This window comes from Streptococcus parasanguinis, assembly GCF_001074805.1.
GTDB lineage: Bacteria > Bacillota > Bacilli > Lactobacillales > Streptococcaceae > Streptococcus > Streptococcus parasanguinis_A.
Genome location: NZ_JUPI01000103.1, coordinates 20,667 through 27,315, shown reverse-complemented (window position 1 = coordinate 27,315; position 6,649 = coordinate 20,667). Strand labels below are relative to the sequence as shown.

Annotated in this window: 7 protein-coding genes; 5 read left to right on the top strand and 2 right to left on the bottom strand. The window is 42.8% G+C overall.

Features of this window, described 5'->3' with window-relative positions; translation table 11 throughout:
• Nucleotides 1-172: 172 nt before the first annotated feature.
• Nucleotides 173-1,015, bottom strand: a complete 843-nt coding sequence (locus ADI76_RS06990) for a DegV family protein (protein ID WP_049515351.1) — start codon at nt 1,013-1,015, stop codon at nt 173-175.
• 128 nt (nt 1,016-1,143) lie between these two features.
• Here ADI76_RS06990 and ADI76_RS06985 point away from each other — a divergent pair, with 128 nt between their 5' ends.
• From ADI76_RS06985 to ADI76_RS06975, 3 genes are all read left to right on the top strand, one after another.
• Complete coding sequence (locus ADI76_RS06985) at nt 1,144-1,713, top strand: TetR/AcrR family transcriptional regulator (RefSeq protein WP_049515349.1); 570 nt, start codon at nt 1,144-1,146, stop codon at nt 1,711-1,713.
• Nucleotides 1,714-1,812: 99 nt separating this feature from the next.
• The gene (locus tag ADI76_RS06980) at nt 1,813-2,385 is read left to right on the top strand and encodes an HD domain-containing protein (RefSeq protein WP_049515347.1); all 573 of its coding nucleotides are present in this window, start codon (nt 1,813-1,815) and stop codon (nt 2,383-2,385) included.
• 139 nt (nt 2,386-2,524) lie between these two features.
• Complete coding sequence (locus tag ADI76_RS06975) at nt 2,525-3,277, top strand: CPBP family intramembrane glutamic endopeptidase (RefSeq protein ID WP_239683626.1); 753 nt, start codon at nt 2,525-2,527, stop codon at nt 3,275-3,277.
• Between the two features lie 113 nt (nt 3,278-3,390).
• On the opposite strand, the gene ADI76_RS06970 is transcribed toward ADI76_RS06975, so the two are convergent.
• On the bottom strand, nt 3,391-4,269 hold the full coding sequence (locus tag ADI76_RS06970) for a polysaccharide deacetylase family protein (protein WP_049515352.1): 879 nt from the start codon (nt 4,267-4,269) through the stop codon (nt 3,391-3,393).
• 175 nt (nt 4,270-4,444) lie between these two features.
• Here ADI76_RS06970 and ADI76_RS06965 point away from each other — a divergent pair, with 175 nt between their 5' ends.
• Complete coding sequence (locus ADI76_RS06965) at nt 4,445-5,731, top strand: homoserine dehydrogenase (RefSeq protein WP_023918393.1); 1,287 nt, start codon at nt 4,445-4,447, stop codon at nt 5,729-5,731.
• A gap of 2 nt (nt 5,732-5,733) precedes the next feature.
• Nucleotides 5,734-6,600 (top strand): homoserine kinase, encoded by an 867-nt coding sequence (thrB, locus tag ADI76_RS06960; RefSeq protein WP_023918391.1) that lies wholly within the window; start codon nt 5,734-5,736, stop codon nt 6,598-6,600.
• The last annotated feature ends 49 nt before the right edge of the window (nt 6,601-6,649 follow it).

Genomic DNA, 6,649 nt, shown 5'->3' with positions numbered 1-6,649 from the left:
TCGGTCATTCGTTAGAATTCGATTTCGTCGTCCCACCTCCGCACAGTTGAGTAGGGCTGTAAAGCTGATGAAATCAGCGTAGTAGAGCCCACTCAACCACTGCGTCTTACTCGACAATCCAAAAATAATTGAGAGGCTAGGACTTTTGTCCTAGCCTCTTTTTAGTGGTAACTTAAATTTCATAGCCCATGAGGAGCCCGCCTTCTTCGGCATAGAAACTACAAAGTCCAGAAGTAGGAAGGACTTCGATGTTTGCACGGGCAAATTTTTCTCGAACCAATTCAGAGAATTGCTCGATAAATTTTTCATTGTTGCGGTGGGCGATGGTAATATGCCCGCCATTATAGCCTGCCTTGATCAGTTCATCAAAAGCAGCCTTGATCGCTTTCTTTTGTCCCCGAGCTTTTTGAAGCAGCTCAAGGGTACCCGTCTTACTGGCTTCGCCGACCATACGGATATTGAGGAGCCCGACAACCGTTCCGATCAATTTGCTGAGACGCCCATTTTTGACCAGATTATCGACCTTAGCCAAAACAAAGAGCAACTTGGTTTTAGACTGATAAGTAGTGATCACATCAACCACTTGATCAAAATCGAGACCTTCAGCGACCAACTGGTTGAGCTTGCGAACGATTAGGTCCACCTCGCCCCCAGCTGACAAGCTATTAATGACGTGAATATTGGTATTCGGATGCTCTTCCAGATAAATTTTCTTGGCCACCTCAGCACTATTGTAACTACCAGAAAGGGTACCTGTGATGGTAACAACGAAGATATTATCCGCCCCTTCAAAAGACTTCATATAATCATCCGGACTTGGGCAGGCAGACTTAGATGCAGTCGCAGTCGCATACATCTCCTCCATCATCTGATCGATATTGAGTTGGGCGTCATCTGTATAGATGGTATCACCCACTTGGATGGTCAATGGGACACTGACAAACTCCGTATCCGGTGCCAGATTGTCCAAAGAGCGGTAGTCACAGCCTGAATCCGCAATAATTTTCCATTTCATCAGTTCATACCTCATAATTGTTAAAAATGTACATTGACAAGTAGTATGTCTTCTTTTACAATTATATCATGAAGTACCATGCTATCCAAGCAGATATCATCAGGTGAGACAGATAGAAAGTAAATGTTATGGCAGAAAGAAAAATATCTGAGAAATCATTGGAAAATCTCAAACGATTTAACCAAGAAAACAATGCGATTACACGAGAATCCATCGAAATCTCTCTCCTGCAATTGCTGGAGAAAAAAGATCTGAAAAAGATCACTATCTCTGAGCTGGTTCAGCGTGCGGGTGTCTCTCGCGCAGCCTTTTACCGTAATTATGACTCCAAAGAAGAGATTCTAGAGTCCATCTTTCAATCTAGTATCGCAAAGATTACCAAGTCTTTAGATGGCTACAACCTCAAGACAGATCTCTACCAAGTCTGGGTCTACCTCTTTAAGGAAGTCAAGAAAGAAGCCAAAATCATTAGCTTGGCCATTGATTATAATTTTGAGCGACTCTTGACCAAGGCAGTCTATGACTATTTAGAAAAACGCAATGGCAGCTCCTCGAATGGCGCTGGCAGCTACCTCAATTCCTTCTGGAGCTCAGCCATTGTCTCTGTCATCTCCAAATGGATCAAGGATGGCATGAAGATTCCCGCTGAGAAGATCGCTACGTTAGGCCTACCCCTCTTTCCACAAAAGAAAAAGTAAACACCACCGAGAGGTGGTTTTAAAGTAAACTGCACATCTCCGTAACGAGCTCATATGAATAGATAAAACTGAGCAGAGATTAAACAAAGGACAAGAACGATGATGGAAGAACGAATTCTTGCTGCTAAGCAGTATGTTAAAACCTTATTTGCTGATCGAGCGGATGGCCATGATGTGGAGCATACCCTCCGCGTTTATACCAATGCTATGAAAATCGCACAAGCAGAAGGTCCATGTGATCTGGAGATAGTGGGCTTGTCAGCTCTTCTTCACGATGCTGATGATGATAAATTGTTTCATACAGAGAATAATGCGAATGCTCGCATGTTTCTAGAAGAGATCAGTATTCCTCAAGACCAAATCGACCAGATTTGTCGGGTTATCAATGCTGTTTCTTTCAGTAAAAATCGTGGTAAACATCCAGAAACCTTAGAAGGCAAGATTGTCCAGGATGCAGACCGCCTGGATGCGATAGGAGCTGTAGGAATTGCGCGAACTTTTTCCTATGGTGGCTACAAAGGGAGGTCCCTCACTGATACCGTCCAACATTTCCATGACAAGTTGCTTCTCTTAAAAGATGAAATGAACACGGAGACTGCCAAACAAATGGCAGAAAATCGCCATCAGTTTTTAATCACCTTTCTAAAAGAACTAGAGAAGGAACTGGACTGAGTAAAATATTGAAATTAACTTTTATAAAAGACTCGTTTGAAAGGAAGATATGCTAAATAGACTATTGAAAACCCCCATTTTAAGTTGTTCAATTATATTTATTATCTGTTCAGTAGCAAGGCTATTCGAATACTTCTATATGAGGACAGATGAAACCTTTTTATCGGAGAATTTTCTACACAAGCTTTTTGGAATACTTTTATTGTGGGGAATTCTTTCAATTAGCAAATTAAGATGGATAGATATTGGTTTTACACCTAATGGAATAATAAGAGGTATAGGAAATGGCCTACTCTTTGGTTTAGTGTGCTCCATCTTTGCATATACAGTTGAGTGTATTGTTCTCTTGTTTCTTCATGACAATGTTCACTTATCATTTTATGCGAGTGGTTTCTCTTTAACTGATGAAAAAGGATCACAAGCAGGCATCTTGTTTATCTTGTTAAGTGTCTTATTTAACCTGATAAACGTGTGGATGGAAGAAGGAGTTTTTCGTGGCCTTTTCACCAAAATTCTTGAAGGGATTTCTTACCGTAAGAGTCTATTCTTTATAGCCTTCCTATTTGGAATATGGCACTTGGCAATGCCTTTCAGAGATTATCTTCAAGGAGAATCGTCACTCTTAAATCTTATTACCATGGGGATTGGCTATGTTATCCTAGCGGGAATGATGAGCATTAAATGGTCCTTACTATACAAAATGACAGGTTCCTTGTGGCTAGGACTAGGAGATCATCTTTTCAACAATCTTGCTTCAAATCTGGTTCATGTTGTCTCAAATTCTGAATCAGATAGCTTGCAGATAGTGAGAATTATTCTTTGGCAGTTGTTGTCATTTGCAATTGTTTTGAACATTTATAAAAGAAAGTCGAAGACTATAGCGAATCAATAATGAAGCTCTTTTAAGAATTTTTGAATCCTATTACATTTTATGAATCAACGATTTAAAAAATTTTTTATAAGGAACTCTAACAAAAGACCCCTATCTCAAACAGGGGTCTTTCTTTATTCTTGGATCATGGCTAGGAGATCCTCTCCTGTAGTGGTTGGAAGGATCCGGACTCGTTTGAGGGAATAGAGGCCATCAGCGGAGCTGGCGAGTCCATTTTTAGTGGTGAGGCCTAGTTTGTAGTCGGCTTTCTTGGCTTGGTCGATCGTGACCTGGCTGTAGCGACCAGATGGGTAGACGATAACGCTGGTATTTTGATCCAGCACCTTATCCAGCAGGCGTTTAGAAGCGACCAGCTCATTTTTTTGGGTCTCAAGACTGGAATTGGCTAGGTCTGGATGATTGACCGTATGGCTTTCAAAGGTCAAGCCAGCATGTTTCATCTCTTTGATTTGGTCAAAGGTCAGGACATTTTCTTTTTCCTTTTGGGTAAAGTCTGTGATGATATTGTTAGTGGCGGTCATCTTGTACTTCCTAAGAAGCGGATAGACAATAGTATAGAAATCTTCGACGCCATCATCAAAGGTCAGCCAGACAAATTTCTTTCCTTTGGGTACTTCGTTCTTGACGAGGATGCGATAGGCTTCCCCAGGTGTCAGGGTGTAGTAACCCGCTTTTTTTAGGGCCTTTAGTTGGCTTTCAAAGGTTTCTGGATCAACGATCAAATTAGCATTGGCAGCTTCAGACTCGGCCATATTGTGCACGGAGTGGTACATGAGGATGGGCAGTTTGACCGGCTTTTTCACCCGAGTCCACTCGATAGAGGAGCTACCTTCTTCGAGAGAACGCGTCATGGCAGTGCCACTGGTATTCCCCTCATTCGGCTGAGTGATCCGCTTGATCAGAAGAAAGCTACAAATAAAGATACAGACCAGTAGGAGGGCATTGATTCCAAGTAGGGCTTTGATTTTTTTAGGTACTCTTCGTTTACTCATAGTGTCACCGTTTTCATTATTTTCTTTATTGTACCACAAATTCTATGTTCTTTTCCAGAACTTGCTACAGGCAGATCCTGTCATGAAAATTCAGAATTTTTAAGGCAATTGGCTGTCAAACGCTCAAGTTTTTGTTATAATGGAGCTACTATAGAAAATTCAAGGAGTCAATAGGATGTCTGTTAAGATTGCCTTACTAGGATTTGGTACTGTTGCAAGTGGCGTACCATTTTTATTAAAAGAAAACCATGAAAAAATCACCCAGGCAGCTCAAGATGAAATCGAGATCGCCAAGGTCTTGGTTCGAGATGATGCTGAGAAGGAAAAATTACAAGCTGCTGGTCATGACTACAACTTTGTGACCAATGTCGATGAGATCATTGAAGACAAGGACATTGCCATCGTGGTCGAATTGATGGGTCGTATCGAGCCAGCTAAGACCTTTATCACCCGTGCGCTGGAAGCAGGCAAACATGTGGTTTCTGCTAACAAAGACCTTCTTGCCGTTCATGGAAGCGAGTTGCTAGAGATTGCTAAAAAACACCAAGTGGCTCTTTATTATGAAGCTGCCGTAGCTGGTGGGATCCCAATCCTTCGAACTTTGGTGAATTCTTTGGCCTCAGACAAGGTGACCAAGGTTCTTGGTGTGGTCAATGGAACCTCTAACTTCATGATGACCAAAATGGTCGAAGAAGGCTGGACTTATGAGGATGCTTTAGCAGAAGCGCAACGTCTTGGTTACGCTGAAAGTGATCCAACCAACGACGTTGAAGGAATCGATGCTGCTTACAAGATGGTGATCTTGAGCCAGTTCGCTTTTGGGATGAATATCCAATTTGACCAAGTAGGTCACAAAGGAATTAGCCAGATCACTCCTCAAGATGTCTCAGTTGCTCAAAGCCTTGGCTATGTCATCAAGCTTGTCGGCTCTATCGTTGAAACAGAGTCAGGGATCGCAGCAGAAGTGACACCAACCTTCCTTCCAAAACAACATCCACTCGCAGGAGTTAATGATGTCATGAATGCGGTCTATGTGGAATCCATCGGTATTGGTGAGTCTATGTACTACGGACCAGGTGCTGGTCAAAAACCAACTGCGACAAGTGTCGTAGCCGACCTCGTCCGCATTGTCCGTCGTCTAAAAGAAGGAACGATCGGTAAAGCCTTCAATGAATACAGTCGCCCTCTTCAATTGGCTAAGCCAGAAGACGTGAAGAACAATTATTACTTCTCAATCAAAGCACCAGATGCGACTGGTCAAATCTTGCGTCTTGCGGAAATCTTTAATGCAGAAGGAGCATCCTTCAAGCAAATCCTTCAAGAAGACTCAGATGGTCACTATGCAAGTGTTGTCATCATTACTCACCAAGTTAACCAAACTCAATTCAAGAACTTGGTTGAAAAATTGGATTCAGAGGCGAATTTCGAACTCTTGAATACCTTTAAAGTCTTGGGAGAATAAGCATGAAAATTATTGTTCCAGCAACCAGTGCCAATGTAGGGCCAGGATTTGATTCTGTTGGGATTGCCGTGACTCGCTATTTGACCATTGAAGTCCTTGAACCAGCAGATGCTTGGTTTATTGAGCATGATCTTGGAGCAGGGATTCCGACAGATGAGAAAAACCTTTTGCTCTCAACAGCTCTTTCTATCTCAACTGATATGCAACCCCATCGGATCAAGATGACTAGTGAAGTGCCTTTGGCGCGTGGTCTTGGATCTTCTAGCTCGGTCATTGTCGCAGGGATTGAATTGGCCAACCAATTAGCCAACCTCCAGCTATCAGACGCTGAGAAATTACGCATCGCGACCGAGATCGAAGGTCATCCGGATAATGTAGCTCCAGCTATCTTTGGGAATATGGTCATTGCGAGCTACATCGGTGAAGATGTCCAATATGTCACGGCTGACTTCCCAAGCTGTGACCTTGTGGCCTTTGTACCGAGCTACCAATTGAAGACCAGTGATAGTCGGAATGTCCTACCGAAAGAATGGTCTTATAAGGAAGCTGTTGCAGCCAGTAGCGTAGCCAATGTCGCTATCGCAGCTCTCCTCAAGGGAGATTTGCTGACGGCTGGTCGCTCCATCGAGTCAGATCATTTCCACGAGCGCTACCGTCAATCTCTTGTCAAAGAGTTCCCTCAGGTCAAAGAAGTCGCACATGCGCATGGGGCTTATGCTACCTATCTGTCAGGAGCAGGCCCAACGATCATGAACCTCTTAGCGCCAGAGCATACAGCAGCCTTTGTCGCAGCTCTCGAAGAACTCAGGCTAGATGGTCAGATTTTCCAACTTAAAATCGACACATTTGGCGTTCGTGTTGAGAAATAAACCTCAATGTAACACAAATGAAAGAAGGATGTATACAAATGTATATGTC